This is a genomic window from Leclercia sp. Marseille-Q4284, from assembly GCF_916618945.1.
Classification (GTDB): Bacteria; Pseudomonadota; Gammaproteobacteria; order Enterobacterales; family Enterobacteriaceae; genus Enterobacter; species Enterobacter tamurae.
On the sequence record NZ_CAKAKG010000001.1, the window covers coordinates 936249 to 958977 of the forward strand.

Here is a 22729-nt window from a genome sequence, read left to right on the forward strand (position 1 = left end):
CCTCATGAGTGCGTTAAATAAGAAAAGTTTTCTTACTTATCTGAAAGAAGGCGGTATTTACGTTGTTCTTTTAGTCTTGCTGGCCATTATTATTTTCCAGGATCCGACATTCTTAAGTCTCCTGAACTTAAGTAACATTCTGACCCAGTCTTCGGTGCGTATTATTATCGCCCTGGGCGTAGCGGGTCTGATCGTCACCCAGGGTACTGACCTGTCAGCCGGTCGTCAGGTTGGTCTGGCGGCGGTTGTCGCGGCAACGCTTCTGCAGTCGATGGAAAACGCCAACAAGGTGTTCCCGGAGATGGCGACCATGCCGATTATTGTGGTAGTCCTGATTGTCTGCGCTATCGGTGCGATCATCGGTCTGATTAACGGCATCATCATCGCTTACCTGAACGTAACGCCGTTCATCACCACCCTGGGTACGATGATCATCGTTTACGGTATCAACTCCCTGTACTACGACTTCGTGGGTGCCTCGCCGATTTCCGGTTTCGACAGCGGCTTCTCTACCTTCGCGCAGGGCTTTATCGCGCTGGGCAGCTTCCGCCTCTCTTACATCACCTTCTACGCCCTGATTGCGGTGGCCTTTGTCTGGGTGCTGTGGAACAAAACCCGCTTCGGTAAAAACATCTTTGCTATCGGCGGCAACCCGGAAGCGGCGAAAGTCTCCGGTGTTAACGTCGCGCTGAACCTGCTGGTTATCTATGCCCTCTCCGGCGTGTTCTACGCGTTCGGTGGTTTGCTGGAAGCGGGCCGTATCGGCTCTGCTACTAACAACCTCGGCTTTATGTATGAGCTGGATGCGATTGCGGCCTGCGTCGTGGGCGGTGTCTCCTTCAGCGGCGGTGTGGGTACTGTGCTGGGCGTGGTAACTGGTGTGATCATCTTCACCGTTATCAACTACGGCCTGACCTATATCGGCGTGAACCCGTACTGGCAGTACATTATTAAAGGCGCGATCATTATCTTCGCCGTTGCGCTGGACTCCCTGAAGTACGCGCGTAAGAAGTAAGATTGGTGATAATAAAAAACCCGCGTAATGCGGGTTTTTTTATGGTTGCTGGGGTTCATTTGCTAACAGCGACACGATAAGTGATTTTGAGGTGGGGACCAGTCCGGTTTCCAGCCCGAACGGTTTAAAGACTTTATTAATCATCTCTGCAGAAAAATTGCCTTTATCATTTTCCACTTCTGATAACGTCTTACGTGCCACCTTCACCAGACGAGCATAATCATCCTGACGCAGCCCTAAAACTTCGATCCTGAGTCGCTTCAATGCCTGGCCTTGCGTGATATTCCCCAGTAACAGGTCCCGGATAATGGCATGCATCACCGGTTTACGGTCCAGCGTATTGACTCTGGGTTTATTGGGTGAGAATCGCTGGCTGCCTGAGCCTGTAATGAGCGCTTCGTCCGCTATGGGGAGCGGAGAGGAGGGAAGACGCTGATTGCGGCTGCGTAGATTTGCCAGCGTGGCACTCAGGTCTGACTGTTTCTTATCAGAAGATTTCATAGCAATTTCCAGCGCGTCAGTTTATCGGCAATAAAGTTGAAACCAGTAGCGGGCATCTCAAGAATCTGCCCGGGCACACCACGGTCTTGTAAGCGTGCTTTAAGCCCAGCAAGCTGCGCTGATGTTTCCCGTAATGCAGCTAAAAGTTGGGGAGCGGGAACTAAATCAGACAGCGCCTGAGCGATACCGTTGAAATCGTACTCACCGCCTGATTCATAGGGTGATGACCACTTTGTTGAGCGTGGTATCCCTTCCGGATCTGCTTTCATCGGGGCAAAATCGTATATGGGGGCCAGATAAATTTTATTTTCTGTTCTGATAAAAGCGGTATTACGACCGTGATTGTCACTGTTGCCAAACAAAATATTCAACAGGTCTCGGCGAACCCATTCGACAACAAACTCAGGAATATTGAAATTGTATCCCTGCTCGCAACACATATTACTGCGTGTGATTTTTTCGATTAATGTGCGAAGCGTTGTTTCATGATCGAGAATAACCCCCGGGCCCTTTTGTAACAGGGAATAGACAGATTCCATCCCTAACTTGATTAACTCCCCTTGCGCATTTCTTGCGATATCAAAACGGGGCAGCCATAAGGAAGGGTAGCTACGACCTTCCAGTAGCCTCATCCCTTCGGTGGGGATAGTGCTGAACCCCATGGCTGTTAGCTCATGATAATAATGAAATTCAGCTCTCAATATATTGCAGTCGATTTCGTTTCGCGCACCCCGAGGGTACTTAACCAGATAATAACTGTCCTGGTTGTCAGGGTTATTTTGCCAGGTATCGATCCAGATCTTTTGTTCCTTGCTGCAACGCAACAATAATTTTGGCGCCTCCCCGCCGGCACCTGTTGCCCCACCGGCTGCAGCGCCTCTCTCCTGAGCATAATCGAGAAAATCGGCGGCGCGGTTAATAACATCTTCTACCGTAAAATAGTGCGCTTCCGCGTGCGGATGATAATCGGGAACGGATTCTTTAATACGTAGGTTACCAACAGGAGACATCGTGCCATATTTCAGCAGGATAAAATTTTGCTGGCCGATGGGTAGATCGTTAATGTCGAGATAGTTTATCCAGTAACGACGACTTGCGCCGCCTGGAATGATGTCATCCAGGAATCTCAGCCAGCCTGGTTTACCCCGATCATCAAAGTAGAGGGAGACAGGATAATTCAGTGAGACGGCATGATGATCGTCATAGTCAAGAAAATCGATAGCATAATCAGAGAGATAATTGACTTCCGTGGTTCGCCAGTCGTCATTATCGCTATAAGGGAAAGTGACGATCGCAATGTCTTGCCATTCGCTGTACAACCACGCCTGTATTGTTAATGACTCCATTATCGTCTCCTCCTTGCCACATGAGTAAAATATTACGCATTAATCAGCAATTTGCCAGTTAATGTAACTTATATTACTCAGGAATGGGCCTGGAAGGTTTTAATGTGTACTATAGGCCGCATTAAACTCAGGGGGTGGCTTTCTTCTTCTGCATCTCCAGCAGTTGCTCTGGCGTAACCGCCGGATAGCCCTGGGCATCTTCCGGCACTTCAAGCATCGCCGGGATCGGCACCAGCGGGCCTAAGAAGCGCGGCTCACGTTTGAAGACATAGAGATCGGCCAGTGCACCGAGGCGAGCGCCAAACTCGCGCACCCGCACGGTGAGCATGTCTTTCGGTGACGGGACGGCATAACACTGCGCCTGAATGCCCATATGCAGGGCAATAAACAGCGCGCGCTCGCAGTGGAAGCGCTGAGTGATGATGATGAAATCGTTGGTATCAAACACCTTGCGGGTGCGCACAATCGAATCGAGGGTTCTGAAACCCGCGTAGTCGAGCACGATATCCGCCGGATCAACGCCTGCGGCAATCAGATCCTTACGCATGGTGACCGGCTCATTGTAGCTCTGCAGCGCGTTATCGCCGCTCAGCAACAGGTAGTTGACCTTCCCACTGTTGTAGGCGTTGAGCGCTCCCTGAATGCGGTAACGGTAATACTGGTTGATCACCCCGGTGCGGTAATACTTGGCGGTGCCGAGCACTACGCCAACCTGACGGTAGGGCAAGTCCTGAAGGTCATCAAAGATATAGGGGGCCGTTTTCCAGCTCATCCAGCGGTCGAGGCCCAGCGCAGTCAGCAGCACAATGGCGATCAGGGCAACCAGGCTGTAAAACACGCGCTTTAACATACAGATGACTCTTACCAAAGGTGAAATTTCACTCAGGCTACTTTACCCGTCTGGTAAGCGCAAGAAACGGCGGTTTAATTGGAGGGATTTTCATCAATTGTGCGGGCATTGCTGCCCGCATCAAGGACTTACGCCAGCAGAACGCGGTCGATGCTGGTGCAACCCAGGGCGCGCAGCGTGGCCGCAGTGGCATCCCACTGGATCAGCGGAGCGTCGGCTTTTTCCGCCAGAATGGCGCGCTGGATGTCCGGGTAGTCGTAACCGTTGAGGCTGAGCAGGTTCAGGGCGCCCTGCAGCGGTGGCAGCGTCGGGTTAAAGGCGGCGTTCTCGGCATAGCTGCCGGTGAAGAGTCGGCCATCGCGACACTCCAGCGCCACGCCGCTCGGGGAGTTACTGTACGGTGCGTGTGACTTGTTGGCAGCGAGAATAGCCGCCTGGGCCAGCTCGTCACCGCTGACGGCATAACCATGATCCTGCTCATCCATCAGCAGGGATTTAATCTCCAGATCCTTAGGTCCGAAGGCGTCCGGCAGATAATCTTCCAGCGTATGCGGGGCGCGGCCCGGGAGGTTGATGCGCAGCTGCAAACCGCTGTTGAGCTCGTTCATAAACTGACGACAGTGGCCGCACGGCGTGTAGTTCACGGTAATGGCCTGCAGGGAGTGTTCCCCGCGCAGCCAGGCGTGGCTGATGGCGCTCTGTTCTGCGTGCACGGTCTGCTGCATGGTGGCCCCAATAAACTCCATATTGCCGCCGAAATACCAGGTGCCGCTCACGCCGCGCGCAATGGCGCCGACGTTGAAATGAGAGAGGTCCGCACGGGCGCAGGCCGCCGCCAGGGGCAGAAGTGCAAAGGCCAGCGCGTCATCATCCAGATCGGTAGCACCTTTCAGGGCGGTGACCTGTTCAGCCGTCAGCAGGGCGGGGAAGTGTGCATCCGCCAGAACCGGGGCCAGGGCTGACTGCAAATTCTCTGCAAGCTGAGCGAAAGCTGATTGAAAACGTGGATGCATGGCGTTGCCTCTTAAAGGTTAATGGATCGGTAGTGTACGGAGCCGATGCGGCTTTATATGTGACTCAGATCTCATTATTTGTGCAACTTATGAAACTCAAATGAAAAATGCGCGACGCGTCGCAAATTTTAGCCCATGACCGCCAGAATAATCGGGAACAGGAACGGCGCGATCAGCGAGGTCATGATCCCGCAGATCACCAGCGCCAGGGAGCTGAATGCCCCTTCCTGATAATCCAGCTCCGCGCAGCGGGCGGTGCCGAGGGCGTGCGAGGCGGTGCCCATCGCCAGACCACGGGCTGACTTAGTGCGAATGCGCATCGCGTTGAGCAGCGTATGGCCTAATACCGCCCCGAGAATACCGACATAAATAACGCACACGGCGCTGATCGCCGGGATACCGCCGAGACTGCCACCCACTGCCATTGCGATCGGCGTGGTCACGGATTTAGGTAAAATAGAGGCTGCGATTTCCGGCGTCGCCCCCATCAGCAATGCCACCGACGTACCGGTGATCATCGCCACCACGCTACCGATCAGGCAGATGGTAATGATCGACTTCCAGCGGGCGCGGATCTGGTGCAGCTGTTCATACAGCGGAAACGCAAGTGCGACCACCGCAGGCTGGAGCAGATCGTTGAGGACCTTGCTGCCCTGGAAATATTTCGCATAAGGGATGCCGGTCAGCAGCAGGAACGGAATAATCACCACCATCGCCACCAGCAGGGGATTGAGCAGGGGGAACTTCAGGCGCACCGCCAGCTTGCGGGCGGCGAAGAATACCGCCACGGTAAGCGGCAGCGACCACCAGATATTGGCCATCATTTGTTCTGTCCTTTCTGTCCAACCACGTTACGTTCCCCGTGCACCAGATGCGTGCTCCAGCTCACCACTAAAAACGCCACCAGCGTACTGATGGTGCAGGAGACAAATATCGGGCCAAACTGCGCACTCAGCAGGTCGTAATACTGCATCACCCCCACGCCAATCGGCACGAACAGCAGCGCCATATAGCGGATTAATACCGAGCAGCCGGGCTTGACCCATTTTGCCGGGAGGATTTGCAGCGCGAGCAGCACAAACAGGATCAGCATGCCAATAATGCTGCCGGGAATGGTAATGGGCAGCAGGGAGGCGAGAAAGATACCCGCATACAGGCAGGCATAAATCAGGATGAAGGCGCGCAGGTATTGCCAGACAACTATCAATGATTTCTTCATGGTGAAAGTCCTTAATGGAACGCATTCATCATACAATTAAAACCGGAAACGTGCTACGGATCACATCATGACTTTTGAGCATACCAGACATTACTTTCTGGAACGTTGGGCATTTCCCCAAACCGCAGGAGACAACGTGGCGCTGACAAGATACGATCAACAGATAAAGATAATGATGCTCAAATCCGGCCCTTACCCTTTACTGGAGGTAAACAATGCCATCAATTCTCATTAAAACCGCCGACGAGCTGGCTCGCCAGCGCCACGCGGGTGAACTGCTGGCCTCGGTGTTCACCATGCTGGACGACTTTATTAAGCCTGGCGTATCCACTATGGAGATCAACAATCGCGCCGAGGCCTTTATCGTCGATCAGCTTAAGTCCCGTCCGGCCAGCAAAGGGCAATATGATTACCCCTACGTGCTGAACACCTCGGTCAACGACGTGGTCTGCCACGGGATCCCTAAAGAGTCGGAACACCTTAAATCCGGGGCTATCGTCAACGTCGACATCACCCTCGAAAACGCGGGCATGATCGCCGACTCCAGTAAAATGTATCTCATTGGTGACGTTTCGCCTCTGGCCCGCCGGCTGGTGAAAGCGACCTACGAAGGGATGTGGAAGGGGATCAAGGCCGTCAAACCGGGTGCCACGCTGGGCGATATCGGCCACGCCATTCAGTCCTATGTTGAAAGCCAGGGCTACAGCGTGGTGCGGGAATATTGCGGCCACGGCATTGGCAAAGAGATGCATGAAGAGCCGCAGATCCTGCACTACGGCAAACCTGGCGAAGGCCCTGTATTACAGGAGGGGATGGTCTTTACCATCGAACCGATGATCAACCAGGGCGGCAGCCGGATCAAAACGAAGAAAGATGGCTGGACGGTGGTGACCCGTGACAAAAAGCTCTCTGCCCAGTGGGAACATACCATCGCCGTGACCGCAGATGGGTTTGAGGTGCTGACCCTTCGCCCCGAAGAGTCCATTCCTGGTTAAAGCCGCAACCCACACGCATCTCTGTCCTGACGCTTCCCACCTTTCGCGGGAGCGGCTACTATAGCGCCTCTTTTTTGACGGGTACTGATATGCGTGTATTACTGGCACCGATGGAAGGCGTGCTCGATTCGCTGGTGCGTGAGCTGCTGACCGACGTTAACGATTATGATCATTGCATCACCGAGTTCCTGCGGGTGGTGGATATGTTGTTGCCGGTAAAATCGTTTTACAGACTCTGCCCGGAACTGCATCACCAGAGCCGCACCCCTTCCGGCACTCTGGTGCGGATACAGCTGCTGGGGCAATATCCCGAGTGGCTGGCGGAAAATGCCGCCCGCGCCGTTGAGCTGGGCTCCTGGGGCGTGGATCTGAACTGCGGCTGTCCATCGAAAATGGTCAACGGCAGCGGCGGCGGGGCCACGCTGCTTAAAGATCCCGAGCTAATCTACCGCGGCGCGAAAGCGATGCGCGAGGCAGTGCCCTCCCATCTGCCGGTCACGGTGAAGGTCCGTCTGGGCTGGGACAGCGGCGAAAGGCAGTTTGAAATTGCCGATGCGGTGCAGCAGGCGGGTGCCAGCGAGCTGGTGGTTCACGGCCGCACCAAAGAGGATGGCTACAAAGCCGAACGCATTAACTGGCAGGCCATCGGCGAGATCCGCAGGCGTCTGACCATTCCGGTGGTGGCTAACGGCGAAATCTGGGATCGCGAAAGCGCCCTGGCCTGTATGGCAGAAACCGGCTGCGATTCAGTGATGATCGGGCGCGGGGCGCTCAACGTGCCTAACCTCAGCCGGGTAATCAAATACAACGAGCCGCGGATGCCCTGGCCGGAAGTGGTGACTCTGCTGAAGAAGTACACCCGCCTCGAAAAGCAGGGCGACACTGGCCTGTACCACGTGGCGCGCATCAAGCAGTGGCTGAGTTATTTACGGAAAGAGTACGACGACGCGCTGGACCTGTTTCAGGAGATTCGCGCCCTGCAATCCTCGGCGGAGATCGCCCGGGTCATCCAGTCAAAATAAGCCAACGTCGATCTGCGTCACGTTTTTCAGCGGGGCGCATTGAGGCGAAGCGCGAAACTGGTAAAGTGCGTTAACTGGATTGTTACTGCTGCGGCAGGCAAAACCTGATTTTCTGGCATCTGCCGGAGGTCAGGTTTTTTTGTTTCTGGGGCATGGAATGAAAATCGCCAAAATACTGAATAACAATGTGGTGGTTGTTCTGGATGAACAGGGGCGCGAACAGGTGGTGATGGGCCGTGGGCTGGCCTTTCAAAAGCACCCTGGCGACGCGGTCCCGAAAGAGAACATCGAGAAAGTGTTTGCCCTGCAAAGCGACGAGCTGGTGCAGCGGCTGGGGGAGTTACTCAGCCAGATCCCGCTGGAAGTGATGACCACCTGCGACCGCATTATCGGGCTGGCGGCGCAGCGGCTGGGCAAGCTGCAGGAGAGTTTGTACATCACCTTAACCGACCACTGCTACTTTGCGATTGAGCGGCAGAAGAAGGGGCTGGCGATCAAAAATGTGCTGCTGTGGGACATCAAGCGGCTCTACCCGCGCGAGTTTGAGCTGGGCCAGCAGGCCCGGGCCATCATCGCGAAACGGCTGGGCGTGGAGTTGGGTGAAGATGAAGCCGGGTTTATCGCCCTGCATCTGGTCACCGCCCAGCTCCACAGCGAGATGCCGGAGGTGATGCACGTCACCCGGGTGATGCAGGAGATCCTACAGCTGGTGAAATATAGCTTACAGCTGGAGTATGACGAGGAGTCGCTAAGCTATCAGCGCTTCGTTACCCATCTGAAATTTTTCGCCCAGCGGATGCTGACCCGCACCGTGGTCGCGGATGACGATGCCTCGCTGCACTCGGCGGTAAAAGATAACTACGCGAAAGCGTGGGTGTGCGCCGAGAAGATCGCCCGGCATCTGCAAAAGAGTTATCAGCGCGAGCTGACCACCGAAGAAATTATGTTTCTCACCATTCATATTGAGCGCGTGAGAAAAGAGGGGCGCTAAGTCCCCAATCTGGATTGTTACTGCACTACGCAGGCAAAACCTGAGCGCGGCTCCCGAAAGGGCGTCGTTCTCGGGTTTTTTTGTTTTTAGACTCAGTCAAACCCTGCCTGCGGGCAGTGAAGAAGGAAACAGAGATGGAATATCAAGCACTGGCGAAGGATATTCTCGGCCACATTGGCGGCAAAGAGAACATCGTCAGCCTGGTTCATTGCGCGACCCGGCTGCGTTTCAAACTGAAAGACAAACACAAAGCGGATGGTGAAGGGCTCAAGCAACATCCTGGCGTGATCATGGTGGTCGAAAGCGGCGGCCAGTTTCAGGTGGTGATTGGCAACCACGTTCACGACGTCTGGCAGGCGGTGTGCCAGGAGGCGGGGCTGGCTGACGACGCGGCACCTGCCACCGAGGAACAGGGCGAAAAAACCAGCCCTGGCGGCCAGCTTATCGATATTGTCTCCGGCATTTTTACCCCTTTTATCGGCGTCCTTGCCGCCTCGGGGATCCTGAAGGGGTTGCTGGCTCTGGCGGTGGTGTGCGGCTGGCTGACTACCGACAGCGGCACCTACAAAATCTGGTTTGCCACCAGTGACGCGCTGTTCTTCTTCTTCCCGCTGGTGCTCGGCTATACCGCCGGGAAAAAGTTTGGCGGCAGCCCGTTTATCACCATGGTGATTGGCGGGGCGCTGGTGCACCCGACCATGATTCAGGCCTTCGAGGCCAGCCAGCAGGCGGGCGCGGCGGCCAATGCCTTCCTCGGCATTCCGGTGATCTGGTTTAACTACAGCACCTCGGTCATTCCGATCATCCTTGCCGCCTGGGTCAGCTGCTGGCTGGAGAAGCAGGGCAATAAACGCCTGCCGTCGGCGATGAAAAATTTCTTCACCCCGCTGATCTGCCTCGGCGTTACGGTACCGCTGACCTTTCTGGTGATTGGCCCGGTGGCGACCTGGCTCAGCCAGATGCTGGCCAACAGCTATCAGTGGATCTACGTGCTTGCCCCGTGGCTGGCGGGTGCCGCGATGGGCGCGGTGTGGCAGGTGTGCGTCATCTTCGGTCTGCACTGGGGGCTGGTACCGCTGATGATCAATAACCTTGCCGTGCTGGGCCATGACTCGATGCTGCCGATGCTGTTACCGGCGGTGATGGGCCAGGTGGGGGCCGCGCTCGGCGTGTTCCTGCGTACCCGGGATACCAGGCTGAAAATGCTGGCGGGCTCCTCGGTCACGGCCGGGATTTTCGGTATCACTGAACCGGCGGTGTATGGCGTGAACCTGCCCCTGCGTCGTCCCTTTATCTTCGGCTGCGTGGCCGGAGCGGTGGGCGGCGCGATTGTCGGTTTCTTCGATACTCATGTTTACTCCTTTGGCTTCGGCAATATCTTCACCATCGCGCAGATGATCCCCCCAACGGGGGTGGACGCCACGCTGTGGGGCGGGATTGCGGGAATGGTGGTGGCGCTGGTGCTGAGCTGCGTCCTGACCCTGATCGCCGGCATGCCTGCCAGCACGGTTCCGGTCTCTTCCCCGGCGGTGGTTAACGCCGATGAAGAGACGGTCCTTTCGCCGATGCGCGGCACGGTGCTGGCGCTGGACCAGGTGCCGGACGCCACCTTTGCCAGCGGCCTGCTGGGGCAGGGGGCGGCGATTATTCCTGCCGATAACAAAGTGATTGCCCCCTTTGCCGGGGAGGTGGCCTCAATATTTGCCACGAAACATGCCATCGGCCTGCTGAGCGACAGCGGCATCGAAGTGCTGATCCATGTCGGGATCGACACCGTGAAGCTCGACGGCAAGCCGTTCACCACCCACGTCAAGGTGGGTGACAAAGTACAGCCTGGCGATCTGCTGCTGGAGTTCGACCGTCAGGCGATTCTCGATGCCGGATACGATCTGGCGACCCCGATTATTATCAGCAATAGTGACGACTACCGTGATGTCGCGACCGTGGCGGCAACCGCCGTTCAGGCCGGCGCACCGTTGCTTTGCGTCAGCCATCAATAACAGGAGAACGTAATGAAAACTTTCCCGGATGATTTCTTATGGGGCGGCGCGGTTGCCGCGAATCAGGTAGAAGGCGCTTACCTGGACGATGGCAAAGGATTGTCCACCTCTGACATCCAGCCGCAGGGGGTGTTTGGCCCGGTAGTAGAGCGGGTGGCGGGCGACAGCGGCATCAAGGATGTGGCGATCGATTTCTATCATCGCTACCCGGAGGATATCAAACTGTTTGCCGAGATGGGTTTCAGCTGCCTGCGTGTCTCCATAGCCTGGACGCGGATCTTCCCGAACGGCGATGAGCAGCAGCCGAACGAGGCCGGGCTGGCCTTCTATGACAGGCTGTTTGACGAGCTGGCGGCGCATAACATTACGCCGCTGGTGACCCTCTCGCACTACGAGATGCCGTGGGGCCTGGTGAAGCAGTACGGCGGCTGGGGCAGCCGTCAGGTGATCGGTTTCTTCGAGCGCTACGCCCGCACCGTCTTCACCCGCTACCAGCACAAGGTCAAGCTGTGGCTCACCTTTAACGAGATCAACATGTCCCTGCACGCGCCGATGACCGGCGTCGGCCTGCCGGAGACCAGCAGCAAGGCGGAGGTCTATCAGGCGATCCACCATCAGCTGGTGGCCAGCGCTCTGGCGGTGAAAGCCTGCCACGAGATCATCCCGGATGCGAAAATCGGCAACATGCTGCTGGGCGGCCTGGTCTACCCCCTGACCTGCAAGCCGGACGATGTGCTGGAAGCCCTGCAGGAGAACCGCGCCTGGCAGTTCTTCGGCGATGTACAGTGCCGCGGGGCCTACCCGGGCTACATGCTGCGCTACTTCCGCGATAACGGCATTCAGCTCGAAATCACCGAGGCCGATCGCGAGGCACTGAAATCGACCATCGACTTCATCTCCTTCAGTTACTACATGACCGGCTGCGTCACTACCGACGAAGAGCTGAACCAGCAGGCGCGGGCCAACATCCTGAATATGGTGCCGAACCCGCATCTGGCCAGTTCAGAGTGGGGCTGGCAGATCGACCCGGTTGGCCTGCGCACCCTCCTGAACGTGCTCTGGGATCGCTATCAGAAGCCGCTGTTTATCGTCGAGAACGGTCTGGGGGCGAAGGACAAGCCGGACGCCGACGGCGTGGTGCAGGATGATTACCGCATCAGCTATCTCAACGACCATCTGGTGCAGGTGCGCGAGGCGATTGACGACGGCGTGGAGGTGATGGGCTACACCAGCTGGGGGCCAATCGATCTGGTGAGCGCCTCCAAAGCGGAACTCTCCAAACGCTACGGTTTTATCTACGTCGATCGCGACGACAGCGGGGCAGGTACCCTGGCGCGCAGCCGTAAGAAGAGTTTTTACTGGTATCAGGAGGTGATTGCCACCAAAGGCGCGTCGCTGAAAGGCTGATGCCGCAAGGGCGCCCGCCGGGCGCCTTTTCTATCTGTGTAAAGGTATGACAAAGTGTGGATTGCCACCGATTCCTAAAAAAATGAAGCGCAGCGGGCGTATTTTGCAGCCTTCTTTTTTATGTGAATAACCTGATGAAACCTTCACGTTTTTACTGTTTCTGCCTGCCTCTCTCCCTTTTCCTGGTTGCCTGTGCCCCTCACCATGATACGGCGGCCTCGCTTCATCAACAGATCCCCGCCATGAAAATAGAGACCGGGCTGGCGGCCGGGCAATGGCCCAAAAATGCGTGGTGGGAGGATTTCCACGATCCGCAGCTGACGGCCCTGATCGTAAAGGCCCAGGCCGACGCGCCGGATATGCAGATTGCCCGTCAGCGCATTGCCCTTGCCGAAGCGCAGGCCAAAATGGCGATGGCTGCTGAAGGCCCGGAGGTGGATTTCTCTGCCGATGCCGAGCGGCAAAAAATGTCCGCCGAAGGGCTGATGGGGCCCTTTGCGATCACCGATCCGGCGGCCGGCACCACCGGCCCGTGGTACACCAACGGCACCTTTGGCGTTACCGCTGGCTGGGATCTGGATTTATGGGGCAAAGACCGGGCTCAGGTGGAGGCCCGCATCGGGAAAGTTAACGCGCAACAGGCGGAGCTGGAACAGACCCGCCAGCTGCTTGCCAGCAGCGTGGCGCGCCTCTACTGGGAGTGGCAGACTCAGGCTGCGGTCGGGCATGTCTTAACCGCCATCAAGCAGGAGCAGGGGAATATTATCAGTACCGACCGGGAGCTGTATCAGCATGGCATCACCTCGTCCGTGGAAGGGGTTGAAACCGACATCAATGCCGGTAAAACCGATGAGCGCATCGCGGAGGTGAACGGCAACCTGAAAGCCATCGAGGCACGCCTTGAAGCCCTGACCAACACCCCGTCGGTAACCCTCACCCCGCACGCCTTGCCCACCGTCGCGACCACGCTGCCGAACTCGCTGGGCTACCAACTGCTGGCCCGCCGCCCCGATCTGCAGGAAGCCCACTGGTATATTGAAGCCTCCCTGCATGAGGTGGATGCCGCGAAAGCCGCGTTTTATCCCGATGTGAACCTGATGGCGTTTCTGCAGCAGGATGCGCTGCACCTGAGCGACCTGTTCCGCTCCTCGGCGCAGCAGATGGGTGTCACCGCCGGTCTGACCCTGCCGATTTTTGACAGCGGACGCCTGAATGCCAATCTCGATATCGCCCAGGCCCAGAGCAATCTGTCGATCGCCAACTACAACAAAGCGGTGGTGGAGGCGGTGAATCAGGTGACCCGTACCGCCAGCGAGGTCGAAACCCTAATGGAAAAAAATCAGCACCAGCAGCGCGTTGAGGCGGATGCCGCGCGGGTGGTGGCCCTGGCACAGGCGCGTTATAAGGCGGGAATTATCGCCGGAACGCGCGTCAGCGAAGCGCGAATCCCGGCCCTGCAGGAACACCTGGCCGCGCTCACGCTGCAGGGGCAGTACATCGATGCCACCCTGCAGCTCACCTCCGCGCTGGGCGGCGGCTATCAGCACGGGTAGAAAATGAGAAGTAACTATACTTACCTCTTTGTCTTCTTTTCTGGAGGTGAGTATGGGTTCAAACAATCGTGTGGCTATTGTGACGGCATCGGATTCAGGGATCGGTAAAACCACGGCGCTGATGCTGGCGGAGCGTGGGTTTGATATTGGCGTCACCTGGCACTCGGATGAAGAGGGGGCGATGAAAACCTGTCGTGAGGTCGAGGCGCGCGGACAGCGGGCCGAGGCCATTCATCTGGATCTCAGCCAGCTACCGGACGGGGCGAAGGCGATCGAGACCCTGATTGAGCGCTTCGGACGTATCGACGTGCTGGTCAACAACGCCGGGGCGATGGTCAAAGCGTCGTTTCTGGAGATGGAGTATGAGCAGTGGCGATCCATTTTTAGCGTCGATGTCGATGGGGCGTTTCTCTGCTCGCAGATCGCCGCCCGGCAGATGGTAAAGCAGGGTGAGGGCGGGCGGATCGTCAATATCACCTCGGTGCATGAACATACCCCGCTGCCGGATGCCAGCGCCTACACCTCGGCAAAACATGCCCTCGGCGGCCTGACCAAGTCGATGGCGATGGAGCTGGTGCATCACAATATTCTGGTTAACGCCGTCGCGCCGGGGGCCATCGCCACGCCGATGAACGACATGGACGACAGTGAAGTGGAGCCGGGCTCGATGCCGAACATTCCGCTGGCAAGACCGGGGCATACCAAAGAGATCGCCAGCCTGGTGGCCTGGCTGTGTGACACCGACGCCAGCTACGCCACCGGACAATCCTTTATCGTCGATGGCGGCTTTATGCTGGGCAATCCGCAGTTTAAACCGGCAGAGTAAATCAGTGGCGATCCCGGCGTTTTAGCCACCAGCGTACCGCGAGAACCAGCACCACCACCAGGATCAGCCAGATCCAGTGGCGCAGGTGCTGGTTTAGCGAGTGCAGCCATGGCTCCAGCACTTCACCCCCGACGTAGCCTAAGGTGGTGAAGATCAGCGCCCAAATAATGGCCCCGACAATGTTGAGCGGCAGGAAAATTTTTGGCGGCAGACGGCTGGCGCCGATCAGCAGCGGGCCGATGATGCGAAAGCCGTACATAAAGCGGGTGCCGATGACGAACAGGTAGGGGTGACGCTGGATCAGCTGTTGGGCGCGGTCGATTTTCTTCTGATGGCGGGAAAAACGTCGCAGGATTGCCGGACCAAACCGCACCCCAACCAGGTAGAGCAACTGATCGCCGATCATCCCGCCGAGCGCCACGGCGGCCACTACCAGAGGGAAACGTAGCAGTCCCTGATGCGCCGCCACGCCCCCCAATAGGGTGATGGTTTCGCCTTCCGCTATGCTGCCAACAACCAACGCGGCATAGCCATACTGTGCAATGAGAGTATTGATATCCATGGGTTAAGCGTAGCGCAGGATACGTTAGTTGCCGAACAGGTATCCCACGACCATCATAATGGCGAAGATAACCCCAAAAAAGGCAGCACCTGTCGCCCAGGCAAAAGGGGCGATCTCTTCTTCTTTTTTAATATCGGCCAATCGGGCCAGCGCGTGCTGGCCGTCCGGGGCAATAATCTCCTCGAACTGCTTTTCATACCCCTGATTGATGAACAGCACGGCCCCCTGCACGTCGGACTTCTCAAGTGCAGTAGTTTTGTTTCCCTTTTTGAAAAAAACGAATTCCGGCATCAGAGACTCCTTCCTGTAAAACTCTGTTTAACAGGGATTAACATATCAGAACCCCACACCATTAGCGGCATTTTTATACTGTACAAAAAATAATCTCAGGCCTGCATTATACTTGAGTTATCGCTATACGGGCCGACAACAAGGGGGCGTTATGAACCATGTCTGGGGACTCTTTTCCCATCCCGATCGTGAAATGCACGTGATCAGAAGCGAAAACGAAACGGTCAGTCATCACTATACCCACCATGTGTTGCTGATGGCCGCCGTGCCGGTGATATGCGCGTTTATTGGTACCACGCAAATAGGCTGGGATTTTGATGACGGCAATATCGTCAAACTGTCGTGGACCACCGGCCTGGCGCTGGCCGTGGTGTTTTATGCGCTGATGCTGGCCGGGGTGGCGGCGATGGGGCGGGTCATTTACTGGATGGCGCGCAAATATCCGCAGCGGCCTTCGCTGACGCACTGCATGGTGTTTGCCGGGTATGTGGCAACACCGCTGTTTCTGAGCGGGATTGTGGCGCTCTATCCAATCGTCTGGCTATGCGCGCTGGTAGGAACCCTGGCGCTGTTTTATACCGGATATCTGCTCTATATCGGCATTCCTACCTTCCTGAAGATCAACAAAGAAGAGGGCCGAAGCTTCTCCGGTTCAACTCTCGCCATCGGCGTGCTGTTACTTGAGGTGCTGCTGGCGCTGACGGTTATTCTTTGGGGTTATGGATATCGTCTCTTCTGACGTCACTGCATTGCTGGCGTAATTGCCAGCAATGCAGCATCTGTTCACGATTAACTACTGGCAGCAAGGCATCCGGACGGCTATGATGCCTTAGCCAGCCCGCGTTCGCGCCATGACCCGGGCGGTGTACGTTATTACGTGCATGAATAATTATCAGAAATCTCACCATGCTGAAATTCCGCGTTTCTTTATTGAGTCTTGCACTGTTGCTGGCTGTGCCAGTGGCGACCCCGGCGATCGCCAAACCTGCCGCTGTGGCTACTGCGGCCCAGCCGGAGATTGCCTCCGGTAGCGCCATGATCGTCGATCTGAATACCAACAAAGTGATCTACTCCAGCCACCCGAATCTGGTGCGCCCGATCGCCTCGATTACCAAATTAATGACCGCGATGGTGGTGCTTGATGCCCGACTGCCGCTGGATGAAAAACTGCGGGTCGATATCAGCCAGACGCCGGAGATGAAAGGGATCTACTCCCGGGTGCGCCTGAAGAGTGAAATCAGCCGCAAAAACATGCTGCTGCTGGCGCTGATGTCCTCGGAAAACCGCGCTGCGGCAAGCCTGGCGCATCACTATCCGGGCGGCTATAACGCCTTTATCCGCGCGATGAACGCGAAAGCGAAGGCATTGGGGATGGTTCAGACGCGCTTTGTGGAGCCAACCGGCCTGTCGATTCATAACGTCTCAACGGCGCAGGATCTGACGAGATTGCTGATTGCCACTAAGCAATATCCGCTGCTCGGCCAGCTCAGTACCACCCGTGAAGAGATGGCGACCTTCTCGAATCCGGCCTATACCCTGCCATTTCGTAACACCAACCATCTGGTTTACCGCGATAACTGGAATATTCAGCTGACCAAAACCGGCTTTACCAACGCCGCGGGCCACTGTCTGGTGATGCGTACGGTCTTTAATGGCAAGCCGGTGGCGCTGGTGGTGATGGATGCCTTCGGCAAATATACCCACTTTGCCGATGCCAGCCGTCTGCGGACCTGGATTGAAACCGGGAAGGTGCAGCCGGTACCGGCTGCGGCGCTGAGCTATAAAAAGCAAAAAGCCGCCCAGATGGCGACAGCGCAAAACGATTGAGTTGTTTGTAAATGCCGGGTGGCGCTGCGCTTGCACAGGCCTACGGGATTAATGCCCGGCGGCGCTTCGCTTGCACGGGCCTACGGTTTTGTAGGCCGGGTAAGCGCAGCGCCACCCGGCAATACCGGGCACAATGCCTCTTACTCCGGCAGCGTCCAGTCACCGTCATTGAGAGGGCGCTGCATAATCAGCGTATCGCGCCAGTCCCCTTTCTTGTAGCCCACGCTTCTGAGCTGTCCCGCCACTTCGAATCCATGTTTTTTATGCAGGCGTAACGAACCGGCATTGTTTGGCCCATCCCCGACGATGGCGATCATCTGCCGCCACGGCCCCTCTTCGCTACGGGCAATCAGGGCGCTCAGCAGTGCGCTGCCAAAGCCGCGTCCGGGCGTGCTGGCCTCGACGTAAACTGAATCTTCAATGGTGTAACGGTACCCGGGGCGCGGGCGATAGAGGGTGGCGTAACTAAAGCCCACCACAATCCCCCGATAGAGTGCCACCAGCCACGGCAAACCCTGGCTGGTCACCGCGCTAATACGCTGGCGCATCTCGTCTATAGTAGGGGGAACCTCTTCAAAGGAGGCACGCCCGTTAAGGACGTGCCAGGCGTAAATGGCGGCAATGGCATGCGCATCCTCCGCCTCTGCATCGCGAATCTGAACGTCAGTTTCGGAAAAAATTTCAATAGCCGACATAGGTGTCCGCTCCTCGCAAAAAAGCCAGAGAAACGTTTCCCTGGCGACCCGTGGCTACTCTAGTACGATTTGTATGGGCTTAATAGCGGGCCCACCCTGGCTAACTGGTTTGATCAGTGGCTTGCGCACCATGCCCCGCTGTTTCAGGCTGCTCTTTCCAGTTTTTATGCTTGGTGGTTTTACCAATGCCCGGGTTCATGCTGTTTGTCGGGTCATTTTCGCGATAAAACTGCTTTAATGCGGCCGGGGCTTCGTAAATGTGACCCACATTGTGTTCCGCCGGGTACTGCGCGCCGCGCGCCTTCAGCAACGCCAGCATCTGCGCCTTCAGGGCGTGGGCATCCACCCCTTTTTTGACGATGTAATCCTGATGGAAGACATAACACATAAAGTGGCCGTAATAGAGCTTATGCACCAGCTGGCTGTCGATCTCAGGCGGCAGCTGCTCGAACCACTCGGTATCGTTGCGGCGCAGGGCGATATCCAGCGCCAGAATGTCTTCCACCTCGTCGGCGTGTACCGCCTGATAGCGGATCGCGGCCCCGGCGGCGGCAAAGCGGTGTAAAAAGGCCTTGCTGCCCTCTTCAGGGGTGCAGGCGAAGAAGTCGCCCTCGGCGCTTTTAAAGAATTCCGCCAGCCAGGTCTGCGCTTCGGCAATGCCGTCGCCGGACATTTTCAGCAACAGGTGATGTTCGTACTTATCCCGCCAGCTTTTCATCCGCGGCGGCAGGTGCGCCGGGAAGGCATTGCCCAGCTTTTGCATAAAGCGGTCGGTAAAGTGCGGCTTAAACAGCGATACCTTCTCCAGCATCGCATCGGTGCGCCCCTTCATGGTGAAGAAGAAGGGCATCTTGTCGGTGCCGAGCTTGTCGATCATCAGGAAGGTATCTTTGCCGTAGCGTTCGGCAATGTCGTAGATATCCCGGTGCATATACTCACCGGCCACCGGCAGGTGGGTGAACTCCCCGAGGATGTGGCGACGAATGGTGGTCAGCACCTCAGGCTGGTTGGTGCCGATGTAAAACACCTGCTGCCGTTTCTCGGCCGGGAAGGTGTCGAGGCGCACGGCAAAGACGGCCAGCTTGCCGGCACAGCCGGAAGATTCAAACAGACGATCCGGGTCGGCGTTATAGCGCGCCGGGGTGTCGGCGTCGATCTCGCGTACCCGGGAGATGTAGTCATGATCGTGGGCATGGCGGCCGTCGTGCAGTACATCGCTGTCCTTGACGCGATCGTCATCCAGCTTGCTGAGGATCTGCTCCGGCGTGACGCCCAGATCGATACCCAGGTGGTTCACCAGGGTCAGTTTGCCCTGTTCATCAATACGCGCAAACAGGGACATTTCGGTATAAGCCGGGCCGCGCTGCACCAGCGAGCCGCCGGAGTTGTTGCAGATCCCGCCGATCACCGAGGCGCCGATACAGGACGAGCCGATCACCGAGTGCGGCTCGCGGCCCAGTGGTTTCAGCGCCTTCTCCAGGGAGTAGAGCGTGGTGCCCGGATAGGCCAGCACCTGCTCGCCCTTGTCCAGCAGATGCAGCTTGTCGAGGCGCAGGGTGCTGATAATTACAATGTCGCGGTCATAATCGTTGCCGTTCGGCGTGGAGCCTTCGGTCAGGCCAGTATTAGCCGCCTGCATCAGAATGATTTTGTCTGCCGCCACGCAGGCGCTGAGCACCCGCCACAGCTCCAGCAGGGTGCCAGGGAAGACCACCGCCAGCGCGTCGCCTTGTCCGGAGCGAAAGCCCTTGCGGTAGCGGGCCGTTTTCGCGGCATCGGTCAGCAGGTGCGCCTGGCCTACCAGACGTGACAGTTCGTTAATGAAGCTGGTGTTATCAGAAGACATCGTCCACCCCTTGTGGTTATTCAAATGCGTGTCCAAAATCATAGCGCGATTAATGTTTAAGCGAACCAGTATTCACCAGAAAAATCAGAGAATAAACCCTGCAACGTTCACAGGGTTTATGGCACACTGCGCTTTTCGTACGGTCTGGCCGCGACTATCCGGCGGTTATTGATGAGAGAGTAAACGAGATGAAATGGCTTTGTTCTGTAGGGGTAGCTGTGAGTCTGGCGCTGCAACCCGCGCTGGCTGATGACCTGTTTGGCAATCATCCGCTGACGCCGGAAGCCCGCGACGCTTTTGTCACCGATCTGCTCACAAAGATGTCGGTCGATGAGAAAATCGGCCAGCTGCGTCTGATCAGCGTCGGCCCGGATAACCCGAAAGAAGCCATCCGCGAGATGATTAAAAACGGGCAGGTGGGGGCAATTTTCAACACCGTCACCCGTCAGGATATCCGCAAAATGCAGGATCAGGTGATGGAACTCAGCCACCTGAAAATCCCGTTATTCTTCGCCTATGACGTGGTTCACGGTCAGCGTACCGTCTTCCCGATCAGCCTCGGCCTGGCCTCCTCCTTTAACCTCGAGGCGGTGAAAACCGTCGGCCGCGTGTCGGCTTACGAAGCGGCGGATGATGGCCTGAACATGACCTGGGCGCCGATGGTCGACGTCTCCCGCGATCCGCGCTGGGGCCGTGGCTCAGAAGGCTTCGGGGAAGATACCTATTTAACCGCAACGATGGGCAAAACCATGGTTGAAGCGATGCAGGGCAAAAGCCCGGCCGATCGCTACTCGGTAATGACCAGCGTTAAGCACTTCGCCGCCTATGGCGCAGTGGAGGGCGGGAAGGAGTACAACACCGTCGACATGAGCCCGCAGCGCCTGTTTAACGACTATATGCCGCCGTACAAAGCCGGTCTCGATGCCGGGAGCGGCGCGGTGATGGTGGCCCTGAACTCGCTGAACGGCACCCCTGCGACCTCCGATGCCTGGCTGCTGAAAGATGTGCTGCGCGACCAGTGGGGCTTTAAGGGCATCACCGTCTCCGACCACGGCGCGATCAAAGAGCTGATCAAGCACGGCACGGCCTCTGACCCGGAAGACGCGGTGCGGGTGGCGCTGAAGTCCGGCATCAATATGAGCATGAGCGACGAGTACTACAGCAAGTATCTGCCGGGTCTGGTGAAGAGCGGTAAAGTTACCATGGCGGAGCTGGACGATGCCACGCGCCACGTTCTGAACGTGAAGTATGACATGGGGCTGTTTAACGATCCGTACAGCCACCTGGGGCCGAAAGAGTCCGATCCGACGGACACTAACGCCGAGAGCCGTTTACATCGCAAAGAAGCCCGCGACGTGGCGCGCGAAAGCCTGGTGCTGCTGAAAAACCGTCTGGACACGCTGCCGCTGGCCAAATCCGGCACCGTGGCAGTTGTTGGACCCCTGGCTGACAGCAAGCGCGACGTGATGGGCAGCTGGTCTGCGGCAGGCGTGGCCGATCAGTCCGTGACCGTGCTGACCGGCATCAAAGACGCGCTGGGCGACAAGGGCAAGGTGATTTACGCCAAAGGCGCTAACGTTACCAGCGACAACGACATCGTCACCTTCCTCAACCAGTATGAAGAGGCGGTGAAGGTCGATCCACGCCCGGCGCAGGAGATGATCGACGAGGCGGTTAACGCCGCGAAGCAGTCCGACGTGGTGGTTGCCGTCGTGGGTGAAGCCCAGGGCATGGCCCATGAAGCGTCGAGCCGTACCGATATCACCCTGCCACAGAGCCAGAAGGCGCTGATTGCCGCGCTGAAAGCCACCGGTAAACCGCTGGTACTGGTGCTGATGAACGGCCGTCCGCTGGCGCTGGTTGACGAGAACCAGCAGGCGGATGCGATCCTGGAAACCTGGTTCGCCGGCACCGAGGGCGGGAACGCTATCGCCGACGTGCTGTTTGGCGATTACAATCCGTCGGGCAAACTGCCTATGTCCTTCCCGCGCTCCGTCGGGCAGATCCCGGTGTACTACAGCCACCTGAATACCGGTCGTCCGTACAACGCGGATAAACCGAACAAGTACACCTCGCGCTATTTCGACGAAGCCAATGGCCCTCTGTATCCGTTTGGCTATGGCCTGAGCTACACCACCTTCACCGTTTCCGACGTGAAAATGTCGGCACCGACGATGAAAGCGGATGGCACGGTAACGGCCAGCGTCGAGGTGACCAACAGCGGCAAACGTGAAGGGGATACGGTGATCCAGATGTACGTCCAGGATGTGACCGCCTCCATGAGCCGTCCGGTGAAACAGCTGCGTGGCTTCGAGAAGGTGCACCTGAAACCAGGCGAAACCAAAACCGTCAGCTTCCCGATCGACGTGGATGCGCTTAAGTTCTGGAACCAGCAGATGAAATACGCCGCCGAGCCGGGCAAGTTCAACGTCTTTATCGGTGTCGATTCTGCCCGTGTGAATAAGGGCGAGTTCGAGCTGCTGTAAATAGCGCCACCCGGCAATACCCAAACGGGGCTGCGTCACTGAATACGTGACCGGCCCTACAATTTTCCTCCTTCTGTTTTGAAACTCGTTTATTCCGCTCGTTTAAAACCCTTTCCCCATAAAGAATTGTGACTTTTTTCACACTTCAATTTTGCCTGACCCGCCAAAACGTGACCCCCATCAAAAGCGCTTTATATCACCGCATTCAGGCGTGACGACCTTCACTCTTCGCTCAAAATCCGCAGAAACGGCCCGCGAGCCGGGGGATAAAACCGCGTGTAATG

21 protein-coding genes are annotated in these 22729 nt (G+C 57.1%); 11 read left to right on the forward strand and 10 right to left on the reverse strand.

The window, feature by feature from the left end:
* Nucleotides 1-4 precede the first annotated feature (4 nt).
* Nucleotides 5-1015: a galactose/methyl galactoside ABC transporter permease MglC gene (gene mglC, locus LG383_RS04270; protein WP_106995346.1), complete on the forward strand. Its 1011-nt coding sequence runs from the start codon at nt 5-7 to the stop codon at nt 1013-1015.
* A 39-nt stretch (nt 1016-1054) separates the two neighbouring features.
* On the opposite strand, the gene LG383_RS04275 is transcribed toward mglC, so the two are convergent.
* The 6 genes from LG383_RS04275 to LG383_RS04300 form a co-directional block, all read right to left on the reverse strand.
* The gene (locus LG383_RS04275) at nt 1055-1516 is read right to left on the reverse strand and encodes a helix-turn-helix domain-containing protein (RefSeq protein ID WP_225758401.1); all 462 of its coding nucleotides are present in this window, start codon (nt 1514-1516) and stop codon (nt 1055-1057) included.
* Complete coding sequence (locus tag LG383_RS04280) at nt 1513-2862, reverse strand: type II toxin-antitoxin system HipA family toxin (RefSeq protein WP_225758402.1); 1350 nt, start codon at nt 2860-2862, stop codon at nt 1513-1515. Before LG383_RS04280 ends, LG383_RS04275 begins: the two co-directional genes overlap by 4 nt.
* Nucleotides 2863-2989: 127 nt before the next feature.
* Entirely contained in the window at nt 2990-3712 is a 723-nt protein-coding gene (sanA, locus tag LG383_RS04285) for an outer membrane permeability protein SanA (protein WP_106995343.1), read from the reverse strand.
* 128 nt (nt 3713-3840) lie between these two features.
* Nucleotides 3841-4725 carry a cytidine deaminase gene (gene cdd / locus LG383_RS04290; protein ID WP_106995342.1) on the reverse strand — a complete coding sequence of 295 codons (885 nt, stop codon included), beginning with the start codon at nt 4723-4725 and terminating at the stop codon, nt 3841-3843.
* Nucleotides 4726-4853: 128 nt separating this feature from the next.
* Nucleotides 4854-5549 (reverse strand): CidB/LrgB family autolysis modulator, encoded by a 696-nt coding sequence (locus LG383_RS04295; protein ID WP_225758403.1) that lies wholly within the window; start codon nt 5547-5549, stop codon nt 4854-4856.
* A complete protein-coding gene (locus LG383_RS04300) occupies nt 5546-5944 on the reverse strand; it encodes a CidA/LrgA family protein (RefSeq protein WP_106995340.1) in 399 nt (132 codons plus the stop codon). The genes LG383_RS04295 and LG383_RS04300 overlap by 4 nt, the downstream gene beginning before the upstream one ends.
* A gap of 215 nt (nt 5945-6159) precedes the next feature.
* Between LG383_RS04300 and map the strand changes: the two genes are divergently transcribed.
* From map to LG383_RS04335, 7 genes are all read left to right on the forward strand, one after another.
* Nucleotides 6160-6939 (forward strand): type I methionyl aminopeptidase, encoded by a 780-nt coding sequence (gene map / locus LG383_RS04305; protein ID WP_166182989.1) that lies wholly within the window; start codon nt 6160-6162, stop codon nt 6937-6939.
* Nucleotides 6940-7028: 89 nt separating this feature from the next.
* The gene (dusC, locus tag LG383_RS04310) at nt 7029-7961 is read left to right on the forward strand and encodes a tRNA dihydrouridine(16) synthase DusC (RefSeq protein ID WP_106995338.1); all 933 of its coding nucleotides are present in this window, start codon (nt 7029-7031) and stop codon (nt 7959-7961) included.
* Between the two features lie 157 nt (nt 7962-8118).
* The gene (licT, locus tag LG383_RS04315; protein WP_106995337.1) at nt 8119-8952 is read left to right on the forward strand and encodes a BglG family transcription antiterminator LicT; all 834 of its coding nucleotides are present in this window, start codon (nt 8119-8121) and stop codon (nt 8950-8952) included.
* A 134-nt stretch (nt 8953-9086) separates the two neighbouring features.
* Nucleotides 9087-10952 (forward strand): PTS beta-glucoside transporter subunit IIABC, encoded by a 1866-nt coding sequence (gene bglF, locus LG383_RS04320; protein ID WP_225758404.1) that lies wholly within the window; start codon nt 9087-9089, stop codon nt 10950-10952.
* A gap of 12 nt (nt 10953-10964) precedes the next feature.
* Nucleotides 10965-12359 (forward strand): glycoside hydrolase family 1 protein, encoded by a 1395-nt coding sequence (locus LG383_RS04325; protein WP_225758405.1) that lies wholly within the window; start codon nt 10965-10967, stop codon nt 12357-12359.
* A gap of 134 nt (nt 12360-12493) precedes the next feature.
* The gene (gene mdtQ, locus LG383_RS04330; RefSeq protein ID WP_225758406.1) at nt 12494-13912 is read left to right on the forward strand and encodes a multidrug resistance outer membrane protein MdtQ; all 1419 of its coding nucleotides are present in this window, start codon (nt 12494-12496) and stop codon (nt 13910-13912) included.
* Nucleotides 13913-13964: 52 nt separating this feature from the next.
* Nucleotides 13965-14738 carry an SDR family oxidoreductase gene (locus LG383_RS04335; RefSeq protein WP_225758407.1) on the forward strand — a complete coding sequence of 258 codons (774 nt, stop codon included), beginning with the start codon at nt 13965-13967 and terminating at the stop codon, nt 14736-14738.
* 1 nt (nt 14739) lies between these two features.
* Here LG383_RS04335 and LG383_RS04340 read toward each other — a convergent pair whose 3' ends face one another.
* Both LG383_RS04340 and LG383_RS04345 read right to left on the reverse strand, forming a co-directional pair.
* On the reverse strand, nt 14740-15300 hold the full coding sequence (locus LG383_RS04340; protein WP_106995332.1) for a DedA family protein: 561 nt from the start codon (nt 15298-15300) through the stop codon (nt 14740-14742).
* 24 nt (nt 15301-15324) lie between these two features.
* The gene (locus LG383_RS04345; protein WP_225758408.1) at nt 15325-15591 is read right to left on the reverse strand and encodes a hypothetical protein; all 267 of its coding nucleotides are present in this window, start codon (nt 15589-15591) and stop codon (nt 15325-15327) included.
* A gap of 151 nt (nt 15592-15742) precedes the next feature.
* Between LG383_RS04345 and LG383_RS04350 the strand changes: the two genes are divergently transcribed.
* The gene (locus LG383_RS04350; RefSeq protein ID WP_225758409.1) at nt 15743-16330 is read left to right on the forward strand and encodes a Yip1 family protein; all 588 of its coding nucleotides are present in this window, start codon (nt 15743-15745) and stop codon (nt 16328-16330) included.
* A 167-nt stretch (nt 16331-16497) separates the two neighbouring features.
* A complete protein-coding gene (pbpG, locus tag LG383_RS04355) occupies nt 16498-17418 on the forward strand; it encodes a D-alanyl-D-alanine endopeptidase (RefSeq protein WP_106995329.1) in 921 nt (306 codons plus the stop codon).
* A 140-nt stretch (nt 17419-17558) separates the two neighbouring features.
* On the opposite strand, the gene LG383_RS04360 is transcribed toward pbpG, so the two are convergent.
* The gene (locus tag LG383_RS04360) at nt 17559-18113 is read right to left on the reverse strand and encodes a GNAT family N-acetyltransferase (protein ID WP_106995328.1); all 555 of its coding nucleotides are present in this window, start codon (nt 18111-18113) and stop codon (nt 17559-17561) included.
* Nucleotides 18114-18213: 100 nt separating this feature from the next.
* Nucleotides 18214-19959 carry a D-lactate dehydrogenase gene (gene dld / locus LG383_RS04365; RefSeq protein ID WP_106995327.1) on the reverse strand — a complete coding sequence of 582 codons (1746 nt, stop codon included), beginning with the start codon at nt 19957-19959 and terminating at the stop codon, nt 18214-18216.
* Nucleotides 19960-20147: 188 nt separating this feature from the next.
* Here dld and bglX point away from each other — a divergent pair, with 188 nt between their 5' ends.
* On the forward strand, nt 20148-22445 hold the full coding sequence (bglX, locus tag LG383_RS04370; protein ID WP_225758410.1) for a beta-glucosidase BglX: 2298 nt from the start codon (nt 20148-20150) through the stop codon (nt 22443-22445).
* Nucleotides 22446-22729: the final 284 nt, after the last annotated feature.

Coding starts and splice junctions, on each gene's coding strand:
- cdd (WP_106995342.1), bottom strand. CDS start 4,725: ATGCATCCACGTTTTCAATCAGCTTTCGCTCAGCTTGCAGAGAATTTG.
- sanA (WP_106995343.1), bottom strand. CDS start 3,712: ATGTTAAAGCGCGTGTTTTACAGCCTGGTTGCCCTGATCGCCATTGTG.
- LG383_RS04360 (WP_106995328.1), bottom strand. CDS start 18,113: ATGTCGGCTATTGAAATTTTTTCCGAAACTGACGTTCAGATTCGCGAT.
- LG383_RS04300 (WP_106995340.1), bottom strand. CDS start 5,944: ATGAAGAAATCATTGATAGTTGTCTGGCAATACCTGCGCGCCTTCATC.
- LG383_RS04350 (WP_225758409.1), top strand. CDS start 15,743: ATGAACCATGTCTGGGGACTCTTTTCCCATCCCGATCGTGAAATGCAC.
- LG383_RS04345 (WP_225758408.1), bottom strand. CDS start 15,591: ATGCCGGAATTCGTTTTTTTCAAAAAGGGAAACAAAACTACTGCACTT.
- LG383_RS04295 (WP_225758403.1), bottom strand. CDS start 5,549: ATGATGGCCAATATCTGGTGGTCGCTGCCGCTTACCGTGGCGGTATTC.
- LG383_RS04340 (WP_106995332.1), bottom strand. CDS start 15,300: ATGGATATCAATACTCTCATTGCACAGTATGGCTATGCCGCGTTGGTT.
- map (WP_166182989.1), top strand. CDS start 6,160: ATGCCATCAATTCTCATTAAAACCGCCGACGAGCTGGCTCGCCAGCGC.
- LG383_RS04275 (WP_225758401.1), bottom strand. CDS start 1,516: ATGAAATCTTCTGATAAGAAACAGTCAGACCTGAGTGCCACGCTGGCA.
- bglF (WP_225758404.1), top strand. CDS start 9,087: ATGGAATATCAAGCACTGGCGAAGGATATTCTCGGCCACATTGGCGGC.
- LG383_RS04325 (WP_225758405.1), top strand. CDS start 10,965: ATGAAAACTTTCCCGGATGATTTCTTATGGGGCGGCGCGGTTGCCGCG.
- LG383_RS04335 (WP_225758407.1), top strand. CDS start 13,965: ATGGGTTCAAACAATCGTGTGGCTATTGTGACGGCATCGGATTCAGGG.
- mdtQ (WP_225758406.1), top strand. CDS start 12,494: ATGAAACCTTCACGTTTTTACTGTTTCTGCCTGCCTCTCTCCCTTTTC.
- LG383_RS04280 (WP_225758402.1), bottom strand. CDS start 2,862: ATGGAGTCATTAACAATACAGGCGTGGTTGTACAGCGAATGGCAAGAC.
- dusC (WP_106995338.1), top strand. CDS start 7,029: ATGCGTGTATTACTGGCACCGATGGAAGGCGTGCTCGATTCGCTGGTG.
- licT (WP_106995337.1), top strand. CDS start 8,119: ATGAAAATCGCCAAAATACTGAATAACAATGTGGTGGTTGTTCTGGAT.
- dld (WP_106995327.1), bottom strand. CDS start 19,959: ATGTCTTCTGATAACACCAGCTTCATTAACGAACTGTCACGTCTGGTA.
- pbpG (WP_106995329.1), top strand. CDS start 16,498: ATGCTGAAATTCCGCGTTTCTTTATTGAGTCTTGCACTGTTGCTGGCT.
- mglC (WP_106995346.1), top strand. CDS start 5: ATGAGTGCGTTAAATAAGAAAAGTTTTCTTACTTATCTGAAAGAAGGC.
- bglX (WP_225758410.1), top strand. CDS start 20,148: ATGAAATGGCTTTGTTCTGTAGGGGTAGCTGTGAGTCTGGCGCTGCAA.